This is a genomic window from Clavibacter michiganensis, from assembly GCF_016907085.1.
Classification (GTDB): domain Bacteria; phylum Actinomycetota; class Actinomycetes; order Actinomycetales; family Microbacteriaceae; genus Clavibacter; species Clavibacter michiganensis_O.
Map to the genome: position 1 here is coordinate 2,825,344 of NZ_JAFBBJ010000001.1, position 18,236 is coordinate 2,843,579.

15 protein-coding genes are annotated in these 18,236 nt (G+C 75.1%); 13 read left to right on the top strand and 2 right to left on the bottom strand.

Annotated elements, in window-relative coordinates; all coding sequences use genetic code 11:
• Positions 1-9: 9 nt before the first annotated feature.
• On the bottom strand, positions 10-1,647 hold the full coding sequence (locus JOE38_RS13395) for a glycoside hydrolase family 32 protein (RefSeq protein WP_204576718.1): 1,638 nt from the start codon (positions 1,645-1,647) through the stop codon (positions 10-12).
• Between the two features lie 267 nt (positions 1,648-1,914).
• Between JOE38_RS13395 and JOE38_RS13400 the strand changes: the two genes are divergently transcribed.
• The 4 genes from JOE38_RS13400 (at position 1,915) to JOE38_RS13415 (ending at position 5,963) form a co-directional block, all read left to right on the top strand.
• The gene (locus JOE38_RS13400) at positions 1,915-3,480 is read left to right on the top strand and encodes a glycoside hydrolase family 68 protein (RefSeq protein ID WP_204576719.1); all 1,566 of its coding nucleotides are present in this window, start codon (positions 1,915-1,917) and stop codon (positions 3,478-3,480) included.
• Positions 3,481-3,551: 71 nt separating this feature from the next.
• On the top strand, positions 3,552-4,208 hold the full coding sequence (locus tag JOE38_RS13405) for a hypothetical protein (RefSeq protein WP_204576720.1): 657 nt from the start codon (positions 3,552-3,554) through the stop codon (positions 4,206-4,208).
• Positions 4,209-4,377: 169 nt separating this feature from the next.
• A complete protein-coding gene (locus JOE38_RS13410; RefSeq protein WP_204576721.1) occupies positions 4,378-5,142 on the top strand; it encodes a YcnI family copper-binding membrane protein in 765 nt (254 codons plus the stop codon).
• On the top strand, positions 5,139-5,963 hold the full coding sequence (locus tag JOE38_RS13415; RefSeq protein ID WP_204576722.1) for a copper resistance CopC family protein: 825 nt from the start codon (positions 5,139-5,141) through the stop codon (positions 5,961-5,963). Before JOE38_RS13410 ends, JOE38_RS13415 begins: the two co-directional genes overlap by 4 nt.
• Before the next feature lie 73 nt (positions 5,964-6,036).
• Here the strand turns inward: JOE38_RS13415 and JOE38_RS13420 are convergent, their stop codons facing one another.
• Positions 6,037-6,939 carry a LysR substrate-binding domain-containing protein gene (locus tag JOE38_RS13420; protein WP_015489343.1) on the bottom strand — a complete coding sequence of 301 codons (903 nt, stop codon included), beginning with the start codon at positions 6,937-6,939 and terminating at the stop codon, positions 6,037-6,039.
• Positions 6,940-7,109: 170 nt separating this feature from the next.
• Here JOE38_RS13420 and JOE38_RS13425 point away from each other — a divergent pair, with 170 nt between their 5' ends.
• From JOE38_RS13425 to JOE38_RS13465, 9 genes are all read left to right on the top strand, one after another.
• Positions 7,110-10,760, top strand: coding sequence for a proline dehydrogenase family protein (locus tag JOE38_RS13425; RefSeq protein ID WP_204576723.1), 3,651 nt, complete (start codon positions 7,110-7,112; stop codon positions 10,758-10,760).
• Positions 10,761-11,219, top strand: a complete 459-nt coding sequence (locus JOE38_RS13430; protein WP_204576724.1) for a GNAT family N-acetyltransferase — start codon at positions 10,761-10,763, stop codon at positions 11,217-11,219.
• Between the two features lie 37 nt (positions 11,220-11,256).
• The gene (locus JOE38_RS13435; protein WP_204576725.1) at positions 11,257-11,925 is read left to right on the top strand and encodes a hypothetical protein; all 669 of its coding nucleotides are present in this window, start codon (positions 11,257-11,259) and stop codon (positions 11,923-11,925) included.
• An 86-nt stretch (positions 11,926-12,011) separates the two neighbouring features.
• Complete coding sequence (locus tag JOE38_RS13440) at positions 12,012-12,674, top strand: hypothetical protein (RefSeq protein WP_204576726.1); 663 nt, start codon at positions 12,012-12,014, stop codon at positions 12,672-12,674.
• A gap of 133 nt (positions 12,675-12,807) precedes the next feature.
• On the top strand, positions 12,808-13,728 hold the full coding sequence (locus tag JOE38_RS13445) for a phosphate/phosphite/phosphonate ABC transporter substrate-binding protein (protein WP_204576727.1): 921 nt from the start codon (positions 12,808-12,810) through the stop codon (positions 13,726-13,728).
• On the top strand, positions 13,713-14,552 hold the full coding sequence (gene phnC, locus JOE38_RS13450) for a phosphonate ABC transporter ATP-binding protein (RefSeq protein ID WP_204576728.1): 840 nt from the start codon (positions 13,713-13,715) through the stop codon (positions 14,550-14,552). The genes JOE38_RS13445 and phnC overlap by 16 nt, the downstream gene beginning before the upstream one ends.
• Entirely contained in the window at positions 14,549-16,315 is a 1,767-nt protein-coding gene (locus JOE38_RS13455) for a PhnE/PtxC family ABC transporter permease (protein WP_204576729.1), read from the top strand. Before phnC ends, JOE38_RS13455 begins: the two co-directional genes overlap by 4 nt.
• Positions 16,312-17,517, top strand: a complete 1,206-nt coding sequence (locus tag JOE38_RS13460; RefSeq protein WP_204576730.1) for a TIGR03364 family FAD-dependent oxidoreductase — start codon at positions 16,312-16,314, stop codon at positions 17,515-17,517. The genes JOE38_RS13455 and JOE38_RS13460 overlap by 4 nt, the downstream gene beginning before the upstream one ends.
• The gene (locus tag JOE38_RS13465) at positions 17,514-18,227 is read left to right on the top strand and encodes an HAD-IA family hydrolase (RefSeq protein WP_204576731.1); all 714 of its coding nucleotides are present in this window, start codon (positions 17,514-17,516) and stop codon (positions 18,225-18,227) included. Before JOE38_RS13460 ends, JOE38_RS13465 begins: the two co-directional genes overlap by 4 nt.
• Positions 18,228-18,236: the final 9 nt, after the last annotated feature.

An 18,236-nucleotide genomic window follows, 5' to 3' on the forward strand; every position in this document is an offset into this window, starting at 1 on the left:
CCGCGCCCGTCAGCGACCGACGTCGAACGGCGCCCAGCTCGCGTCGGTCACGCGCGTCGTGCCGCCGACGGCCTCCACGGAGAGGCCCGCGCCGTCGAGCGTGCCGACCGTCGCGCTCGTGAGGACGGCCGCGTCGCCGTCGACGAAGGCCTCGAGCGTGCGGTCGTCGAGGACGAGGTCGAGCGTCACCGGATCGCCGGGCGCCGCGTCGGGCAGCGGCGCGGTCGCGGGCCGGTCGTAGGCGTCCGGCATCATCCCGTCCGGGTCGTCGTCGCGCACGACGAACGCCTGCCGGCGGTCCGCGTCGTAGCCGACCGTGACGGTGCCGCCCTCCGGGGAGGCGAGACGCACGCGGGTCTCGCGCGCGGGATCCGCCGGGTCGGGCGTGAGCGTGAGGCGGAGGCGCGCGGGGCCGCCCGGGGCGGCGGCGAGCGGGGTCGTCGCGTCGACGCGCGCGTCGGCGACGGGCTGCGCGTCGCCCTCGCGGCCGGTGAGCGCGTCGAGGGGAGCCGACCGCAGCGCCCAGCCGCCGCCGTCCGGCACCAGCCGCAGCTCCCGCACGAGCGACTGCCCGCCGCCCGCGCCGCCGTCCCGGAGCGGCAGCCGGTTCGCGTACTCCCAGCTGCTCGTCCAGCCCATCGCGTAGCGGCGGGTGGGGGCGGCGCCGTCGGCCGGATCCGCCCAGGTGACCGCCGCGTAGAGGTCGGCGCCCTGGTCGAGCCAGCGCGGGGCGTCGTCGTCGGTCGTGAAGCGCTCGCCGTCGAAGTCGCCGACCCAGTACGCGTATCCGGTGCCGCGGCCCTGGGCGGCGCCGTTCGCGCCCACCCCGAGGACCCAGCGGACGCGGTCGGGATCGCCAGCGCTCGCGATGGGGAACACGTCCGGGGTCTCCATCGTGCCGAGGTCGTCGCGCGCGAAGTCGGAGCGGTAGGTCCAGTGGATGAGGTCGGGCGACGTGTAGAAGCCGATGCGCCGGCCCTCCGCGAGCGCCATGCTCCAGCGCCCGTGCTCGCCGTCCCACACCACCTTCGGGTCGCGGAAGTCGGGGCCGCCCGGGTTGTCCATGACCGGGTTCTGCGCGTACGGCTGGAACCGGTAGCCGCCGTCGGTCGAGTAGTACAGGGACTGCCGCTGCACGCCCTCGGACTGCTGCGTGAGGATCGCGATCACCGTGCCCGCGCCGAGCCCGGACGTGTTCCCGGTGTCGACCACGACGCTGCCGGTCTCGGCGTCGCCGAGCGGGGTGTCGTACTTGTCGATCGCGATGCCCTCGTCGTGCCAGGTGACGAGGTCGGTGGACGTGTAGTGCCGCCACGAGGATCCGTTGCCGTCGGGGTGGTCGGCGTTGACGAGCGCGTACGCGTGCCACACGCCGTCGAGCAGGAAGGGGCGCTGCGGGTCGTTCATGAACTCGCCCGACGGGCGGATGTGGATCCCGTCGTCGGCGGCGCGGGGCGCGGGCGGCGGCGGGACGGGCCCGCGGTCGGCGCCCGTGATGCCGCGCACGGCGACGACGAGCGCGGCGACCAGGAGGATCGCGATGATCGTGACGAGGGCGCGGCGATGGCGGCGGGCGAGGGGGCGGATGCGGTCGCGGAGTCGTGGCGCGACGCCCGCGGCAGGCGGGCGCGACGGGGATGCGGTCATGTCGTCGGTCTCCTCGCGGTGGGCGATCGGGGGCAGACGGGTGGCGGAGCGGAGCGGGAGAGCATGCACCGCCGCACGACCGATCCGGCGACCGTACAGGGTCAGTCGGGTCGCGTCCACCCCGTTCGGGGGACACGCCCGGGATCCGTCGCCGACCCCGTCCGGGGGCGCGGGAAAGCGCCGTCACCCCCTAGGCTCCCCGACCGGGGGAGCGTGCACCGCGCGACGCGATCGGACTCATCGACACGAGAACGAGAGTGAGAACAGGTGACCAAGAGAATCAGGCGCGGGCTGTCCGCGTCCGCCGCGGCGACCCTGGTGGTGGCGTCCGCGCTGCTCGCCGGGGGATCCGCCCAGGCCGCGGGCCCGACGCCGCCGCGGCCCACCGTGCACACCCAGAAGGCGTACGCGCCGGAGGACGACTTCACGGCCCACTGGACCCGGGCGGACGCCAAGCAGATCGCGAAGCTGTCCGATCCGACGGCCCCGTCCCGGCAGAACTCCATGCCCGAGGCGCTGACCATGCCGCAGGTGCCGCAGGACTTCCCGTCGATGACCGACCAGGCGTACGTCTGGGACACCTGGCCGCTGACGGACTCGTCGGGCCAGACCTACAGCGTCGACGGCTACGACGTGATCTTCGCGCTCACGGCCCCGCGCACCCTGTCGTTCGACGACCGGCACACGTACGCCAAGATCGGCTACTTCACGCGGCCCACCGGCATCCCGGCGGAGCAGCGCCCGGAGAACGGCGGCTGGACCTACCAGGGGAACGTGTTCGAGGACGGCGTCACGGACGGGATCTTCCCCGACCAGTCGTTCACGCAGCAGGCCGAGTGGTCGGGATCCGCGCGGATCATGGCCGACGGCACGGTGAAGCTGTTCTTCACCGACGTCGCGTTCTACCGCGACGCCAAGGGGCAGGACGTGAAGCCCGCCGACCCGGTCATCTCGCTCAGCCAGGGGCGCGTCGAGAAGGTCGACGGCGCGGTCGCGCTGAAGGGCTTCGAGACGGTGACGCCGCTCCTGCGCCCCGACGGGCAGAGGTACCAGACGAACGAGCAGAACTGGTCCACCAACTTCCGCGACCCGTTCACGTTCACGGATCCGGACCACCCGGGCAAGACGTACATGGTCTTCGAGGCCAACGTGGCCGGGAAGCGCGGCGAGCAGGAGTGCGACGCGACCGACCTCGGCTACCGGAAGGGCGACCCCGCGGCGGAGGACCCGAAGGAGGTGACCGCCAGGGGCGCGAACTACCAGATGGCGTCCATCGGCCTGGCGGTCGCGGACGACGCGGACCTCACGAAGTGGCACTACCTGGATCCGCTGCTCGAGTCGGCCTGCGTCACCGACCAGACCGAGCGGCCCGAGGTGATGATCGAGAACGGCAAGCACTACCTGTTCACGATCAGCCACCGCTCGACCTTCGCGGCCGGCATGGACGGGCCCGAGGGCGTCTACGGATTCGTCGGCAACGGCCTCCGCAGCGACTACAAGCCCATGAACGGCGGATCCGGCCTCGTGCTCGGCAACCCGACCAACCTCAACTACGCGGGCGGCACCGCGTACGCGCCCGACTACAACCAGACGCCGGGCGCGTTCCAGGCGTACTCGAGCTACATCCTCCCGGGCGGGCTGGTGGAGTCGTTCATCGACGCCGTCGGCACCAAGGAGTCGTTCCGCCGCGGCGGGACGCTCGGGCCGACCGTGAGGCTCGAGTTCGACGGCGACACCTCGAAGCTCGACCGGGGCTACGGCGAGGGCGGGCTCGGCGGATACGCCGACATCCCGACGACACGGGTGTTCGACCCGGCGCACCCGCCGCAGTAGGGCGAGGCGCGGCGACGGCGGCGAACGCCGTCGCCGCGTCCTCCCGGGCCGCTCCTCTACACTCGCTGTCGATGCCCGCCCCGTCCCCGAACCCGATCCCGCCGCGCGTCCAGCGCGTGATCCGAGGGCTCGCCGCATCCACCACCGCCACGTTCGTGGCCGCCCTCTTCCACGAGGCCGGCGGCGGGGCCGCGCCGGCGTGGGGCGTCGTGGCGTTCGGGCTCGCGCTCGCGTCGCTCGCGGCCATCGCGCTCGCCGGCACGCGCACCACGCTGTGGCGCCTCGTCGCCGCCGTGGGCGTCAGCCAGCTCCTCTTCCACGGCCTGTTCACGGCGGCGGGCGACGCGACCGGGGCCTCCCTCGCCGCGGATCCGCACGCCGGCATGGGGCACGGCGCGTCGACGATCGCGCTCCCGGGCCTCGACGCCGCGCCATCGGGCGCCGCCGGCGCGATCGACCCCGGCATGCTCCTCTCGCACGGCGCGGCCCTCGTCGTCACCGTGCTCGCGCTGCGGCATGGCGAGGCCGCCATCCGCGCGCTCGTCGCCTCCTCCGCGCTCCGCGTCGTGCGCGCCCTCGCGATCCCGTTCCTCCGGCCCGAGGGACGTCGCGCCACCGCGCTCGCCCGGGCCGCCCGCGCGCCCCTCGCGCTCCGCGACCTCTGCGCACGGCTCGGGCGCCTGCGGCATCGCGGCCCGCCGCGTGCCCGCGCGCTCGCCGCAGCCTGACGCGGCGGCCGGATCCCACGACCCGTGGATCCCGGCTCACCGCGCGAGCCCGCTCGCGCCGCGGACGCGATGCCCGCGCATCGCCCGCCCCTCTCCTCCCCTCACCGGACGCCGGCACCGCCGCGTCCGCTCCCGGGGCCGCCCCGCGCGGCCCGGAACAGGACATGCCATGACCCGCTCATCCACCCCCGCCCCCCGCCGCCGGATCCTCCGCTCGGCCACCGCGCTCGTCGGCGGCGTCGCGCTCGCCGTCGCCGTGCCGCTCGCGGCGTCCGCGCACGTGCGCGTCTCGCCCGACCAGGCGGCCGCCGGCAGCTACAGCACGCTGACCTTCAAGGTCCCCACCGAGTCCGCGACCGCGACGACCACGAGCGTCACCGTCGACCTGCCGAAGGACACCCCCTTCTCGAGCCTGTCCACCGAGCCCGTGCCCGGCTGGACCGCCACGGTCACGACCGAGAAGCTCGACACCCCGGTGAAGACGGACGACGCGACCATCACCGACGCGCCCATCGAGGTGAAGTGGACCGCCGACGACGGCGTGGGCCTCAAGGCCGGCGAGTTCCAGCGCTTCACGGTGTCCGTCGGACCCGTGCCCGACACCGGCAGCATCATGCTCCCGGCGCACCAGGGCTACTCGGACGGATCCGTCGTGGACTGGGACCAGGCGACCCCGGCCTCCGGCGAGGAGCCCGAGCACCCCGCGCCCACGCTCTACGTGGACGACGCCCCGCCCGCCGACTCCATGAGCGCGATGACCACCACCGCGGCGCCCGACGCGGCCGTCACCACGGCGGCGTCCGACACCGGCGCCACGAGCAGCGCGGTCGCGGTCGGCCTCGGCGTCGGCGGCCTCGCCCTCGGCGCGGTGTCCCTCGTGGTCGCCGTCTTCGCCCTCACCCGCGTGCGTCGCGAGGGCGGCGGCCAGGCGTGACGCCCGGGGACCGGATCCCGGCCCGCACCGGCCGGCGCCCGCTCCGGCGGCTCGCGGCGGCGTTCGCGGGTGCCGCGCTCGCGACCGGCGCGCTCGCGCTGGCCGGGCTGGCCCAGGGGAGCGGGCCCGACGGCGCGCTGTCGGCGTCCGCCCACAACTACCTCGTGTCGAGCTCGCCCGCGGCCGGATCCACGATCGACGCGCCGCCGTCGGAGGTCACGCTGACCTTCAACGACGTGATCCTCGACCTCGCCGCGGCGGGCGGGGGCGGCGGCGACGCGTCGACCGGGTCCGCGCCCGCGGGCGGCTCGTCCGTCGTGCAGGTCACGGGACCGGACGGCCAGGGCACGCACTTCGAGACCGGCTGCGCGACGGACTCCGGACGCTCGGTCTCCGTGCCGGTCGCGCTCGGCGGATCCGGCCAGTACACGGTCACGTGGCGCGTGGTCTCGGCGGACGGGCACCCGGTCTCCGACTCGATCGCGTTCACGTACCAGGCGCCCGCGGGCGCGACGGCGTCGGCGGGCACGGCCGACGGCCCGGGCTGCGCGGCGGTCGAGGAGGGGGCGGCCGGATCCGGCGCCACCTCGTCGGGCGGCACCGACCCGTCCGCCGCGGATCCAGGCACCGCGGCCGGCCAGGAGCAGGGCATCGCGCCCTACCTCGGCGTCATCGTCGGCGTCGGCGTCGGGATCGTCGTGCTGGCGGCGGCCGCGGTCGTGCTCATCGTGGTGACCGGGCGGCGGAAGCCGGCGGCGGCTGCCACGACGGACGACGCCGACGGCGACGCCCCGCGCGACGGCGGCCCACCGGCCGCCTGACCGCACGCGACCCGCGACGACGGGCCCGGATCCCCCGCGGATCCGGGCCCGTCGTCGTCCGTGCGCCGACGGCTCAGCCCGCGCCGGTCCCCATGACCTCGACGGCGCGCGCGAGCGCGTCGCGGCAGGCGCGGATCCCCGGCCGGTCGAGGCTGCCCACGCGCGACGACGTGAACACCGTGCGCCGCGGCGAGCCGGGCAGGCCGATCAGCCGCACGTCCGGCTCGCGGCCGGCCCACACGAGGTCCGGCAGCACGGACGCCGCGTGCCCGCCGCGCACCAGGTCGATGTGCGCCTGGAGGTCGGCCGTCACGTAGCGGACGTCGGGCTCGAAGCCCGCGACCCGGCACACCTGCTCGGCGAAGTGGCGCGACGCCGTGCCCGCGGGCTCCATCACCCACGGCAGGCGGCGCGCGTCGGAGATGGAGCGGACGTCGTCGCGGCCGGGCGGGAGGCCGAGGCGGAGCGGATCCACGCACAGCTCCTCGCGGTCGAGGTCGGCCGGCCGCGGGGCCGCGTGCGCCGGGTACTGCTCGGCGATGACGAGGTCGTGGTCGCGCGCCCACACGTCGTGCAGGCCCGACTCGGGCTCGCGCATCGTGATCTCGACCCGCAGGTCGGGGTAGTCGTCGCGGAGGATCGTGAGCGCCGGCGGCACGAGCGCGAGCAGCGCGGACTGGAACGCGGCCACGCGGATGGTGCCGGACACGTTCGCGAGCGACGCGTTCACCTCGGTCTCGGCGCGCTCCAGCCGCTCGAGCAGGGCCGTCGTGTGCTCGACGAGGATCTCGGCCTGCGGCGTGAGCACCACGCGACGACCGACCCGGCGCAGCAGCGTGACGCCCGCCTCGCGCTCCAGCTGCGACAGCTGCTGCGACACCGACGACGGGCTGAACGAGAGCGCGTCGGCGACCGCGCCGATCGTGCCGCGGAGCTTGAGCTCGCGCAGGAGCCGCAGCCGTCGCATCTCGAGCACGTGCGCCTCCCCGTGATCTCAGGCGAGCGTGGAATCATCGGCAGGGCCGCACGATGATCATCGGAAACGTTCAGCGCATCCGATGAGAGCATGGTCGCACACTGGGAGGACGCGCCCGCAGCGCGGCCGACGACGGGGCCGAGGCCCACCCGAGACGAAGAGGTTCCCGCATGACCGCCGAGACCGCATCCGCCCCCGAGACCGCGCAGATCCCCACGATCGACGGCGCATCCGCCGCACCCGACCGCGAGGCCCTCGCCGACCGGTCCGTCGCGCTCGTGCGCACGTGGCTCGCCGAGGCGGCCCAGCACCCCGCGGATCCCTCCGCCGAGCGCCTCGCGGGCGTCCTCAAGGACGAGAACGGCCTCGACTTCACCATCGGCTTCGTCGACCGGGTCGTGCGCCCCGAGGACCTGCCGGTCGCGGGCAACAGCCTCGCGGCGCTCACCGCCAAGACCCCGGGCTTCCTGCCCTGGTACATGCAGGGCGCGATCCGCGCGGGCGGCATCCTGGGCCCCGTCCTCCCGCAGGTAGTCGTCCCGGTCGCGCGCCGCGTGCTGCGCGAGATGGTCGGCCACCTCATCGTCGACGCGACGAGCGAGAAGCTCGGGCCGGCGATCGCGAAGCTGCGCGAGGGCGGATCCCGCCTCAACCTCAACCTGCTGGGCGAGGCCGTGCTCGGCGAGAAGGAGGCCGCGCGCCGCCTCGCGGGCACGCGCGAGCTGCTCGCCCGCGACGACGTGGACTACGTCTCCATCAAGGTGTCGAGCGTCGTCTCGCAGCTGTCGATGTGGGCGTTCGACGAGGCCGTCGACAAGGTCGTCGAGCGGCTGACCCCGCTGTACGAGCTGGCGTCGAAGGCGGCGACCCCCAAGTTCATCAACCTCGACATGGAGGAGTACAAGGACCTGGACCTCACGATCGAGGTCTTCACGCGCGTGCTCGACCAGCCGCAGCTGAAGGACCTGGAAGCGGGCATCGTGCTGCAGGCGTACCTGCCCGACGCGCTCGCGGGCCTCCAGCGGCTCACGGCGTGGGCGCAGGAGCGCCGCGCGGCGGGCGGGGCCCCCATCAAGGTCCGCATCGTCAAGGGCGCGAACCTCGCGATGGAGCAGGTCGACGGCCGGATGCACGACTGGCCCGTCGCCACCTGGGCCACCAAGGAGCAGACCGACACGCACTACAAGCGCATGCTCGAGCACGCGCTCCAGCCCGCCGCGGCCGACGCCGTGAAGGTCGGCGTCGCCGGCCACAACCTCTTCGACGTCGCGTACGCGTGGCTGCTCGCCGAGGAGCGCGGCGTGACCGAGCGGATCGAGTTCGAGATGCTGCTCGGCATGGCGACCGGCCAGGCCGAGGCCGTGAAGCGCACGGTCGGCGGGCTGCTCCTCTACACGCCCGTCGTGCACCCGACCGAGTTCGACGTGGCCATCTCGTACCTCATCCGCCGCCTGGAGGAAAACGCGAGCCAGGAGAACTTCATGTCGGCGGTGTTCGAGCTGAGCACGTCGTCCGAGCTGTTCGCGCGCGAGGAGTCGCGGTTCCGCTCGTCGCTCGCCGCCGTCGACGACACGATCCCGGCGCCGAACCGCACGCAGGACCGCCGCTTCCCGCCGGAGCTCGACGACGTGGATCCGCTCGCCGAGCCCGAGACGCCGGATGAGCCCGAGGAGGAGATCGACCCGCAGCTCACGAGCGTGGTCCAGGGCTTCACGCGCGGATCCCTGCTGACGCCCGACGCGCTCGTCGACCCCGACACCTCCGCGACGCCGTTCCACAACGCGGCCGACACGGATCCGGCGCTGCCGACGAACCGCGCCTGGGGCCGCGAGATCCTGGCGCGCGTCGAGGCCTCGCAGCTCGGCGTCGCGACCATCGCGGCCGCGCGCATCGACTCCACCGACCAGCTCGACGACCTCATCGACGGCGTCCGCACGGCCGCCGCGTCCTGGGGCGCCCGCCCCGGCGAGCAGCGCGCCGCGCTCCTGCACCGCGTCGGCGTCGCGATCGAGCGCAACCGCGCGCGCCTCATCGAGGTCATGGCGTCGGAGACCGGCAAGACCATCGCCGAGGCCGACCCCGAGGTCAGCGAGGCCGTGGACTTCGCGCACTACTACGCCGAGCGCGCCCGCGACCTCGACCGCGTGCAGGGCGCCCGGTTCGTGCCGTCGCGCGTCACCGTCGTGGCGCCGCCGTGGAACTTCCCCGTCGCCATCCCCGCGGGCAGCATGCTCGCGGCGCTCGCCTCGGGCAGCGGCGTGGTCGTGAAGCCCGCCGGCCAGGCCCGCCGCTCCGGTGCCGTGCTGGTCGAGGCGCTCCGCGAGGCCGGCGTGCCGCGCGAGCTGCTCGCGCTCGTCGACGCGGGCGAGGCCGAGTTCGGCGAGCACCTCATCTCCCACAAGGCTGTCGACCGCGTGATCCTCACGGGCGGCTACGAGACCGCCGAGGTCTTCCGCTCCTGGAAGAGCGACCTCCCGCTCCTCGCGGAGACCAGCGGCAAGAACGCCATCATCGTCACGCCCAGCGCCGACCTCGACCTGGCCGCGGCCGACGTCGTGAAGAGCGCGTTCGGCCACGCCGGCCAGAAGTGCTCGGCGGCGAGCCTCGTGATCCTCGTGGGCTCGGTCGGCAAGTCCCGCCGGTTCCTCACGCAGCTCACCGACGCGGTGTCGTCGCTGCGGGTGGGCTACCCGTCGGATCCCACCACGCAGATGGGCCCGATCATCGAGCCGGCCGCCGGCAAGCTCAAGCACGCGCTCACGCAGCTGGGCGTCGGCGAGAAGTGGCTCGTGGAGCCCGAGGCGAAGGACGAGACCGGCCGCCTCTGGTCGCCGGGCGTGCGCGACGGCGTGAAGCCCGGGTCGTACTTCCACCTCACCGAGTTCTTCGGCCCCGTGCTCGGCGTGATGCGCGCCCGCACCCTCGAGGAGGCGATCCGCTTCCAGAACGCCATCCCGTACGGCCTCACCGCGGGCCTGCACAGCCTCGACGCGCGCGAGCTCGAGCAGTGGCTCGAGACCGTGGAGGCGGGCAACCTCTACGTGAACCGCGGGATCACGGGCGCGATCGTGCAGCGCCAGCCGTTCGGCGGCTGGAAGCGCTCCTCGGTCGGATCCGGCACCAAGGCCGGCGGCCCGAACTACCTCATGGGCTTGGGATCCTGGGTCGCGGACGCGGGCCGGCACTCGAGCTCGCTGCACCTGCGCGGGCTCTCACCGCGGGTCACGGAGCTCATCGAGTCGGCGCAGCCCGCGATCCGCTACGAGGACTTCGACCTCGTCCGCCGCTCCGCGCTCAGCGACGCGGTCGCGTGGCACGACGAGTTCGGCCAGGTGAAGGACCCGAGCGGCCTCGGCGTCGAGCGCAACCTGTTCCGCTACCGGCCGCTGCCCGTCACGGTGCGGCTCACGGAGTCGGGCGCGCTCGCCGACCTGCTCCGCGTGCTCGCGGCCGGGCGGCTGGCGCGCGCGGAGATGCACGTGTCGGTGCCGGGGATCCTCCCGGCCGGCCTCGGCCAGGTGCTCGAGGACCTGCCGAGCGTGCACGTGACCATCGAGACGGACGAGGCGTGGCTCGCCCGCGTCGCCGCGTCCGGGATCGACACGGAGCGCGTGCGCCTCGTCGCCGCCCGGGACACGCGTCTCGTGGAGGCGCGGGCCCTGTCCGACGCGCTCCGCGGCACGCCCGACGTCGCGGTCTTCGCCGACGAGGTCACCGCGGCCGGCCGCGTCGAGATGCTCACGTTCCTGCGCGAGCAGGCCATCAGCATCACGGCCCACCGCTTCGGCAACCCGGACGACTGGAGCGAGGCGGTCATCTAGGTGACGGCGACCGAGGTCCGCGCGCTCGCGGCCTCGGAGGTCGGGCGGCTCGAGAGCGAGGAGCCGCCCGGCCGCGGCTTCGCGCGCGCGATGTGGGCGGCGCAGGAGGCGGGCGGATCCACGCTGCTCGTCGCATGGGACGGCGACCGTCCCGTGGGCACCGGCCAGCTCGACCTCCGCGGCGACGTGCCCGAGCTGCGGAACCTGCGCGTCGACGAGGCGGAGCGCGGCCGCGGGATCGGCACGGCGATCATCCGCGCGGCCGAGGAGCGCGTCGCCCCCGGCCGCCTCGCGGTGGACGTCGCCCTCGATGACCCGCGCGCCCGCGCGCTGTACGAGCGGCTCGGCTACCGCGACACGGGCGAGACCACCACGACCACCTACGCGTACGTCGACGACGCGGGCGTCACCCGGCAGGCGACCGAGACGGACGAGACGCTGGCGCGCGACCTGGTCTGAGCGTCGGATGACGTCCCCGACCTGCCACGATGAGCGCATGCGCGAGACGGAGGCCATCGCCCGCGCCCAGGCGATGTGGGATGCGGGGCGGCGTCGCGAGGCGACGGCCTCCCTGGTGGACCGGGTGCGCAGCCACCCCCGCGACGGGGTCGCGCGGCTCACCCTGGCCGGCTGGTACCGCGAGCTCGGGGCGCCGGACCAGGCGGGCCGCTGGGGCATCGCGACGCCGGGATGGACGACGGCGTCGGAGCGCGACCGGCTGGCGCGCATGATCGCCTCGTCGGGGCACCGCGACGCCGGCATCGCCTCGTTCCTCGCCCTGCCCGACCCCCGGCTCCCGGATCACGTGGCCGAGCTGCTGCCGCTCGTGGCGGCGCATCGGGAGAGGTACGCCCGCATCGGGACGCCGGTGGGGGAGCTCGCCCCGGCGACCGACCCCCGCCGTCAGGCGGCCGTCGGGCTGTGCATCGCCGCCGCGGTGGTCTTCGCGCTGGGGATGCTCCTGGCCGGGATCCTGTCCCTCTTCGGCGTGAGCACGGTCGGCGTCGCGCGCTGGGCGGGGGTGGTGGCCCTCGTCCTCGTGAAGTTCGCCGTCATCTTCGAGGGCACGCGACCGCGACCGGGGCGTCGGTGGATCACCGCGATCGCCCTGGCCGTCGCCGTGTCGCTGGTCTTCGCCTACTGGGGCCTGGCGCGGATCGCCTAGCCGAGCGCACCGGGGCGCCCGACTCCGCGGTCGAGCACCGGGGATGATCCGCGCGCGGGTCCGCCGGGATCCGCGAGCCTGGGCGCATGCAGACCTCCGTGGCCGTCGAGCGCGCCCGGACGATGTGGGCGGAGGGCCGGCGACGCGACGCGATCGTCGAGCTGCGGACCCGCGTGCGGAAGGAGCCCGGCGACGCGGTCGCGCGCCTGCTCCTCGCGTCCTGGTACCGCGAGGTGCGCGCGCCCGACCAGGCCGCCCGCTGGGGGATCGCGCTGCCCGGCTGGACCACGCCGCGCGAGCGCGAGCTGCTGGCGCGGCTGATCGCCTCGTCCGGCGTGCGGGACGAGCACCTCGGGCGCTTCCTGGCGCTGCCGCCGGGCGAGCAGCCGGCGGAGCTCGACGAGGTCATGGTGATCGTGGGCGGCCTGCGCGCGCCCGACGGCTGGCGCGGCGCGAAGCCGCTGCGGCGCCGCGACAGGCGGAGCCAGGTCGTGCGCACGCTGCTCATGCTCGGCTGGCTGCTGCTCGGGAGCGCGCTGCTGATGTCGGGCGTCATCGCGCTGACCGGCGACAGCGCGACGTCGCTCGCGCGCGGCGGCGTCTCCCTGGCGCTCCTGCTGCTCGCCGCGGCGACGGTCGTGGAGGGCACGCGTCCCCGCCCGGGCTGGTGGTGGGCGGGCCCGTCGGCCGTGCTGCTCGCCGCGGTCCTCGCGGCCGCCGCGGTGGCGCTCGCGCGGATCGCCGTCTGACCGCCCCTCCACCCGAATCCCCGGCACGTACGCGTGAACTCGGCGTGAACTCCCGTCTGGTCAGGCATTTCCCCACCTGAGGCCGTTGCAGACTCGTCGGCGTCCCGCATCGACCCCTGCCCGGAAGGCGACCATGACGACCCGCGCCCGCTTCCTCACCACCGCCCTCGCCCTCGCCGGCGTCGCCTCCCTCGTCACCGGGTGCGCGGCCACCGGCGCCGCCGGATCCGAGTCCGACGCGGGCGGCTACGCGGTCGACTCCGGCACGCTCGTGTTCGGCGTCGTGCCCGACTCCGCGAACACGCAGACCAACTACCAGCCGCTGATGGACTACATCGCCAAGGAGACCGGCAAGAAGGTCCAGTACCACGAGAGCACCGACTACGCGGCGCTCATCGAGGCGTCCATCGCCGGCCAGATCGACGTCGCGAGCTTCTCCGGCCTCACCTACGTCACGGCCACGCAGAACGGCGCGAAGCTCGACCCGATCTCCTCCATCATCACGGCGGAGGGCCAGGAGCCCGGCTACTACTCCGAGGCGATCGTGCCGAAGGGCAGCCCCATCACGACGCTCGCCGAGATGAAGGGCAAGAAGGTCTGCTTCGTCGACCCGTCGTCCACCTCGGGCTACCTGTTCCCGAGCGCCGAGCTGCTGAAGGCGGGCGTGGATCCCACGACGGACGTGACCCCCGTCTTCGCGGGCAAGCACGACGTGAGCGTGCAGAAGGTCGGCGAGGGCAAGGAGTGCGACGCGGGCTTCGCCGAGGACAGCGAGGTGGCGAAGTCGGACAAGGTCACGGTCATCGGCAAGGTCATGGTGCCCGGCGCCCCCATCGTGGAGTCGGACACGCTGCCCGACGACGTGAAGCAGCAGCTCAAGGACGCGCTCTCGGACGTGACCGTCGACCAGATGGTCGCCGCGGGCGTCACGAGCGCCGACAGCGCGGACTTCCGCAGCTCCTTCTACGCGACTACGCCCGTCGACGACTCCTACTACGACCAGGTGCGCCAGACCTGCGCGACGACGAAGTCGGCCCAGTGCCAGAAGAAGTAGCCGGATCCGCGGGCCCCGTGGTCGAGGTCTCCGGGCTCACCAAGCGGTTCGGCGCCACGACCGCGCTCGACGACGTCTCGCTCGAGGTCGCGCGCGGCGAGGTCGTGGTGCTGCTCGGCCTGTCGGGATCCGGGAAGTCGACGCTGCTCCGCCACCTCGACGGGCTCGAGCTGCCGACCGCGGGATCCGTGCGCGTGCTCGGCGAGGACGTGCCCGCGCTCCGCGGCCGGGCGCTCCGCTCGCTGCGCGGCCGGGTGGGCGTGATCTTCCAGCAGTTCGAGCTGGTGCCCTCGCTCACGGTGCTCGAGAACGTGCTCACGGGCGCGCTCGCCGAGCTGCGCGGGCCGCGGCTCGGGCTCGGGACGTACCCGCGGGCGCTCCGGCTGCGGGCGCTCACGCACCTCGACCGCGTGGGCCTCCTCGACCGCGCGTACCAGCGGGCCGACACGCTCTCGGGCGGGCAGCAGCAGCGGGTCGCGATCGCGCGGGCGCTCATGCAGGACCCTCGGATCCTCCTCGCCGACGAGCCCGTCGCGTCGCTCGACCCCGAGTCGAGCGACCAGGTCATGGCGCTGATCCGCGAGATCGCGGCCGAGCAGGGGCTCACGGTGCTGTGCAGCCTGCACCAGGTGGACCTCGCGATCGCGTGGGCCGACCGCATCGTGGGGCTCCGGCACGGGCGCGTGGTGCTCGACACCCCGGCGGCCGGGCTGTCGAAGGCCGAGGTCATGGAGATCTACGGGCGGGTCGCGACGACCACGGCCGAGCTGTCCGCGGTGGCGGACGAGCTGCTCGCGGGATCCGACGCGGGCCCCGCGCGATGACCGCGACGCTCTCCCGGGCGACCGGGACCGCGGCGCCCGACGCGGGCGGGTCGGGCGGCGACGTCGCCGCGCGCGCCCCGCGACCCCGCGCCTCCCGCGCCCGGCTCGCCGCGTGGATCGTGCTCGGCCTCATCGTCGCGGCCGCCGTCGCCGCGCTCGTCTCGGTCGACATCTCGATCCCGCGCATGGTGCAGAGCCTCGGCAACGCGGAGCGGTTCGCCGGGCGCATCGGCGCGCTCACGCTGCCCGAGCCCGCGGACCTCCTGCGGCTCACCGCGCAGACGCTCGGCTTCGTCATCACCGGCACCGTGCTCGCGGCCGTGCTCTCCGTGCCGGTCGCGGTGCTCGCCGCGTCGAACACGTCGCCCGGGCCGGCGTGGCAGGCGGGCGCGCGCTTCGTCGGGGTCCTCGCGCGCAGCGTGCCCGACGTCGTGCTCGCCATGGTCTTCGTGCTGATGTTCTCGCTCGGGTCGCTTCCGGGCATCCTCGCCATCGGGATCCACTCGGTCGGCATGCTCTCCAAGATGTTCGCCGACGCCATCGAGCAGATCGACGAGGGGCCGCGGCTCGCGATCCGCGCGGCCGGCGGATCCCGCATGCAGGAGCTCGCCGCGGGCGTGCTGCCGCAGGTCGCGCCGTCGTGGGTGGCGAACGTGCTGCACCGCAACGACATCAACCTGCGCGGCTCGGTGATCCTCGGCTACGTCGGCGTCGCGGGGCTCGGGCTCCAGATGTCGTACGCGTTCAAGGCGCTCGACTACGGGCGGGGGCTCGGCCTCGCCGCGGTGATCTTCGCGCTCTGCGTCGTGATGGAGGTCGTCTCCGCCGCCGTGCGCGCCGCGATGCTCGGAGCGGGTGCCGTGCGCGCCCGCCCGATGGACCGGCTGGTGCGGCGGCTGCTCCCGCGGCGCGCGTCCGCCGGATCCGCGGCCGGCGCGCTCCCGTCGTCGCCTGCCGCCGGGCCGGCGTCGCCCGCCGACGCGCTCCGCCGGCCGTGGACGCGCGCCCGGGTGCGCACGGCCGCGGCCCTCGCCGTCGCCGCGCTCGTGCTGGTCGGCGCGGTGCTCGTGAGCGACATCACCTGGTCGGACCTCGGCACCTTCTGGGCGCGGATCCCCGCGGTCGCCGCCGAGCTGTGGCCGCCGGACGCGGGCGCGTACGGCTGGCCCGTGCTGGTCGGCGCGATGGGCCAGACCGTCGTCATCGCGCTCGCCGCGGCCCTGCTCACGCTCGCGGGATCCGCGGTGATCGGCGCGCTCGCCGCCCGCAACGTCGCGCCGGGACCCGGCGTCCGCGGCGCCGCGCGCCTGGTGCTCGTCGCGGTGCGCGGCGTGCCCGAGCTGATCCTCGCGATCGTCCTCATCGTCATCAGCGGCCTCGGCACGCAGGCCGGCACCATCGCGCTCGCCGTGGGCGGCGTCGGCCTCCTCGGGAAGCTCGTGGCCGACTCGCTCGAGGAGGTGGATCCGGGGCCCGAGCGCGCGCTCACCGCCACGGGCGCCACCCGGCCGCAGGTGCTCGCGGCCGCGACCCTGCCGCAGGCCGCGCGCGCGATGCTCGGCCACGGCTTCTACCTGCTCGACACGAACATCCGCGCCGCGACGCTCCTCGGGATCGTGGGCGGCGGCGGCGTGGGCTACTACCTCCTCAACGCGAGCGAGGGCGCCCGGTACGGCATGGTCACGGCGATCGTGCTGATGATCCTCGCGACCGTCCTCGTGGTCGAGGGCATCGCGGTGTGGATGCGGCGGGTGCTGCGGTGACGGAGCGCGCCGACGTCGTCGTGGTCGGGGCGGGCGTCGTCGGCCTCGGCGCGGCGTACGCGGCCGTGCGGCGCGGGCTCTCGGTGGTCGTCGTGGAGCGGAGCGCGGAGCCCGCGGGCGCGAGCGTCCGGAACTTCGGGCACGTCGGCGTCACGGCGCAGTCCGGCGCCGCGCTCCGGTACGCCGTGGCCGCGCGGGACCTGTGGCTCGGGCTCGCGCGCGACGCCTCCTTCGGGATCCGCGCGGCCGGCGCCCACGTCGTCGCCCGGCACCCCGACGAGCTCGCGCTGCTCGAGGCCGCCGCCGCCGCGATGCCCGCCGACGGCCCGCTGGGCCCTGGTGCGGTGCGTGTAGTCGACGCCGACGGGATCCGTCGCCTGGCGCCGGTCCGCGACGCCGACGTCGTGGGCGGCGCGGTGCTGGCGCGCGACCTGCAGGTGGATCCGCGGACGGCCGCTCCCGCGATCCGCCGGCACCTCGCGTCCCTCGGCGTCGTGTTCCGGCTGCGCACCCAGGTCGGCGCAGTCGCCGCCGGTCGCGTGGAGACGAGCCGCGGGCCCATCGACGCGGGCACGGTGGTGGTCGCGGTCAACCACGATGTCGACCAGCTGCTGCCCGAGCTCGCGGAGGCGCGCGGCGTCCAGCGGTGCGCGCTCGACATGCTGCGCGTGCGGATCCCGCTGGCCGCCCCGATCGACGCGCCCCTGCTCACCGGCTGGTCGCTCGTGCGCTACCGCGGCTTCGCGATGCTCCCCGAGGCCGCCGCCGTGCGCGCGCGGCTGCACGCCGCGCGGCCGGACCTCGCGCGCATCGACCTCAACCTCATGTGCACGCAGCTCGCCGACGGCAGCGTGATCCTCGGCGACTCGCACGCGCGATCCGCCGCGCCGTCGCCGTTCCAGGCCGAGGCGACCGCCGAGCTGATCACCGCCGAGGCCGCGCGCCTGTTCGACGCGCCCGTGCGCGTGGTCGAGCGCTGGCAGGGCGTCTACGCCACCGCGCCCGAGGAGTTCCTCGTCGCGGAGCCGCTGCCCGGCGTGATCGCGCTCGCCGCCACCACGGGCATCGGCATGACCTGCGGCCTGGGCCTCGCCGAGCTCGAGCTCGCGGCGCGGTTCGGGGCGGTGGGCGCGGATCCCGTCGCGGCGCCCGCATCCGAGCCGACAGCGACCCCGTCCACCCCCGAGGAAGGCCAGCCATGACCCCGACCGCACCCGCCGCCCCGGCGCCCGCCCCCGCCCTCGACGGCATCGAGCTCGTCGTGCTCGACATGGCCGGCACGACCGTGCGCGACGACGGCGTCGTCGAGGCCGCGTTCCGGAGCGCCGCGGAGCGCACGGGGCTCGTCGACCGGATCGACTGGGACGAGGCGATCGCCTACGTGCGGCGCACGATGGGCCGCTCCAAGTCCGACGTGTTCCTGCACCTCTGCCAGGGTGACGCCGCCGAGGCCGCGCGCGCCACGGCCGCGTTCGAGGACGCCTACGCGGAGATCGTCGCGGCCGACGGCGCCGAGCCGATCCCGGGAGCGGACGCCCTGATCCGCCGGCTCCGCGCCGACGGCCGCCGCGTCGCGCTCACGACCGGCTTCGCGCCCGTCACGCGCGACGCGATCCTCGACGCCCTCGGCTGGCGCGACCTCGTCGACCTCGCGCTCTCCCCGGCGGACGCGGGACGCGGCCGACCCGCCCCCGACCTCGTGCTGGCCGCCGCCCTCCGCGTCGGCGTGAGCGCGATGTCGGCGGTCGCGGTCGTCGGCGACACCGCGAGCGACGTCGCCTGCGGTCGCGCGGCGGGCGCGGGGCTCGTGGTCGGCGTGCTCACGGGCGCGCACGACCGCGCCGCGCTCGAGGCGGCCGGCCCCGACGCCGTGCTCGACGACGTGACCGGGCTCCTGACGCTGACGCGCTGACGGGCGGGT

Excerpts from the sequence above, each read along its gene's own strand:
- JOE38_RS13395 (WP_204576718.1), bottom strand. The coding sequence starts at position 1,647 with ATGACCGCATCCCCGTCGCGCCCGCCTGCCGCGGGCGTCGCGCCACGA.
- JOE38_RS13465 (WP_204576731.1), top strand. The coding sequence starts at position 17,514 with ATGACCCCGACCGCACCCGCCGCCCCGGCGCCCGCCCCCGCCCTCGAC.
- JOE38_RS13440 (WP_204576726.1), top strand. The coding sequence starts at position 12,012 with ATGCAGACCTCCGTGGCCGTCGAGCGCGCCCGGACGATGTGGGCGGAG.
- JOE38_RS13425 (WP_204576723.1), top strand. The coding sequence starts at position 7,110 with ATGACCGCCGAGACCGCATCCGCCCCCGAGACCGCGCAGATCCCCACG.
- JOE38_RS13410 (WP_204576721.1), top strand. The coding sequence starts at position 4,378 with ATGACCCGCTCATCCACCCCCGCCCCCCGCCGCCGGATCCTCCGCTCG.
- JOE38_RS13405 (WP_204576720.1), top strand. The coding sequence starts at position 3,552 with ATGCCCGCCCCGTCCCCGAACCCGATCCCGCCGCGCGTCCAGCGCGTG.
- JOE38_RS13435 (WP_204576725.1), top strand. The coding sequence starts at position 11,257 with ATGCGCGAGACGGAGGCCATCGCCCGCGCCCAGGCGATGTGGGATGCG.
- JOE38_RS13455 (WP_204576729.1), top strand. The coding sequence starts at position 14,549 with ATGACCGCGACGCTCTCCCGGGCGACCGGGACCGCGGCGCCCGACGCG.
- JOE38_RS13445 (WP_204576727.1), top strand. The coding sequence starts at position 12,808 with ATGACGACCCGCGCCCGCTTCCTCACCACCGCCCTCGCCCTCGCCGGC.